The organism is Fructobacillus fructosus KCTC 3544, from assembly GCF_001438695.1.
Lineage (GTDB): Bacteria > Bacillota > Bacilli > Lactobacillales > Lactobacillaceae > Fructobacillus > Fructobacillus fructosus.
Window position 1 is genome coordinate 1 of sequence record NZ_JQBH01000026.1, and the last position, 2,249, is coordinate 2,249.

At 42.5% G+C, this 2,249-nt stretch carries 4 protein-coding genes; all 4 read right to left on the bottom strand.

Annotation, left to right across the window (positions count from 1 at the left end):
- Window positions 1–180: 180 nt before the first annotated feature.
- The 4 genes from IV71_RS07485 to IV71_RS07500 are packed head-to-tail and all read right to left on the bottom strand — an operon-like array spanning window position 181 to window position 2,159.
- On the bottom strand, window positions 181–858 hold the full coding sequence (locus IV71_RS07485) for a putative HNHc nuclease (RefSeq protein ID WP_010017883.1): 678 nt from the start codon (window positions 856–858) through the stop codon (window positions 181–183).
- Window positions 858–1,043, bottom strand: coding sequence for a hypothetical protein (locus IV71_RS07490; RefSeq protein WP_010017882.1), 186 nt, complete (start codon window positions 1,041–1,043; stop codon window positions 858–860). Before IV71_RS07490 ends, IV71_RS07485 begins: the two co-directional genes overlap by 1 nt.
- Before the next feature lie 9 nt (window positions 1,044–1,052).
- Entirely contained in the window at window positions 1,053–1,949 is an 897-nt protein-coding gene (locus tag IV71_RS07855; protein WP_010017880.1) for a phage replisome organizer N-terminal domain-containing protein, read from the bottom strand.
- 3 nt (window positions 1,950–1,952) lie between these two features.
- Window positions 1,953–2,159 carry a helix-turn-helix domain-containing protein gene (locus tag IV71_RS07500; protein WP_010017879.1) on the bottom strand — a complete coding sequence of 69 codons (207 nt, stop codon included), beginning with the start codon at window positions 2,157–2,159 and terminating at the stop codon, window positions 1,953–1,955.
- Window positions 2,160–2,249 lie beyond the last annotated feature (90 nt).

Consider the following 2,249-nt stretch of genomic DNA (forward strand, 5'->3'; position numbering starts at 1 on the left):
TAATCATGAAACCACCGTCTATCTTATCAACTGACAACTGCTCCCAGTCATCGTCAAGCATGTTTAGAATTTCAGGAGTATGTTTGTTCAAGCTACTGACGATTATTACTTTTGTTTCAAAAAACATATCCATCACTCCACCTCTTCCTTTTCGTAAATAGACCTATACCAATTTCATTTTTACCAGTAATTTAAGTTGTAAATTCGTGCGATTTCTTCGTTCACAGGCACACCCCGCAAATGATATTCAGCCATGCGCTCTTTTTCCTCGTGATGGAATAAGTCATGATGTTCTCGGCACAAGGCAATCAAGCGCCGGCCTCTGTGGTTAATCTTCGTGCGATCGTTTCCAATGCCAACCTTGCTGCCGGTGATGTGGTGATGGTCTGCCTTCAGTCCGCAAATCACGCAGCGCTTGTTCATCAAGCAGGCGTACTCATATCGAGCGATAGCTGGATCATCTAGCTGTTCTAATGGCCGGTATCTAAGCGCTATGTTGTGTTGCAAGCAAAACTCGAGAAGCATGTTAATCAGCAAGTTAGTGTCTGACATATTGCCCGTAGCGTCTGACATGCTAAAGTCTTCAATTCCGTAATACTTTGCTATTTCGCTCTTGAAGTAGCCGTATATCCTCTGTTCAAAGTCCGCTTCACTGCCACCAATTGCTGCAGTTGCAATGTCCTGCATGATTGCCCAAGCAAAATTACGCTGTTTAGGGCTCACAGAGCGTCCGTCATGTATGTTTAGTGTAATTACACTATCTTGCACTTTATCGAGCTGATACAAGCTATCTGGGCTTTCTAGCTCTATTGTGACGACAGACCCACGCCTGCTTAGTAACTTACCAGGAAGTTCCATCACTCAACCTCTATCATTTGCATTTTTTTGCCTTTGTCTGGTCGCTTTTTGTACACGGGGTAAGTCATGAACATCAAGTGATCACAGCTCTTACCGGTATGCCTGGATATTTGCATAATGGTACCGGTAGCTAGCAAATCTTCGCCCTTGTACAGTGCCCAAATTTTATCTGCCTTTCTAACCATCGCTACCTCCTATCCGCTTGTCTTAATGCCTTTTAGCATTCTCTTTACTGCCTGCATGTCTACTGGTTCACTGCTTTCAGGTACTTCGTTCTTAACCATTGGTGGCTCTTGTTTAACTGGTTTTCCGTTGCGTTGCGTTGGGATAGATGGCGTCAGGTCGTCCTCCCAAACTCGGTTACGAAAGAACGTGTCCCCATTTTTCATGTACTTCTTTTCAGTGTTTTCAGCACTGACTTTTTTAGCATAGGCAACGACTCCATCTTGAATTGTTTTGTTAGTGACCCCATCTCTAACCGCCTTTACATAGGCTCGTTTAGCCGGTGTCTTACCTTCCTTACAGGGGTACAACTTCCAAAGCGCCTCGAAGTCTTTTTCTTCCTGCTTGGTGATTGCAGATGATTTACGAGACTTTTTCGAATCCCCCTCTGGGGGTTTGGGGGTATCTTTGTCTATCTCTAACTCTTTCTCTTTCTCTAACTCTTTCTTATCGTTACTAATCGTTACATCGGTGTTACTTTGTAACGCTTTTTGGTCTTGGCGCTTCCTAAATTTTCTTACTCTTTCAGCAGAATCAGTTTCAGAACCGGTTAAATCAGGAGTCGCGACTAAGAACAAATCTTCATGCAATTCAGGGTGTGTAATTAATTTTTTTGCTTCCAGATAGGCTAATAATGCTCGAACATCTTCAACATTTTCATTCAGCATCAGTGACAACTCTTCAGCTATATCAACTCCAGCCCCTTGGAAATAAATCATTCCATCCGTATAGGTACTTTTAACAAGCATTTCAAGATAAATGATCGTATAAGTGTCTCCACCGGCCATTCGGCGCAACATCTTAATATATGGGTCATTGAAGAAGTCCGGTTTAAGCTTTATCCAGAAATATTTTTTATTCCTTGCCAACAGTTACCTCCTTTCTCGTCCTACAAGGTCATCTAGCGACATGTCAAAGTAGTCTGCAATGTCAATCAGCACGTCAAAGCTTGGCTGTGAATAACCATTTTCAAGGTTTGAAATCGTGCCTGCTGACATGCCAATGCTTCTTGCCATTTGTCGCTGTGTGACACCTTCTTTTTCTCGTAGACTCTTAAGTCGTTTTGAAAACTGATACATAGCTATACCAATTCCTTAAAACGGTAGGTCGGAATCACTAATATCAAGTCCGTCATTATTGTTTGAAAATGGATTAGCAGTGCTTTGTTG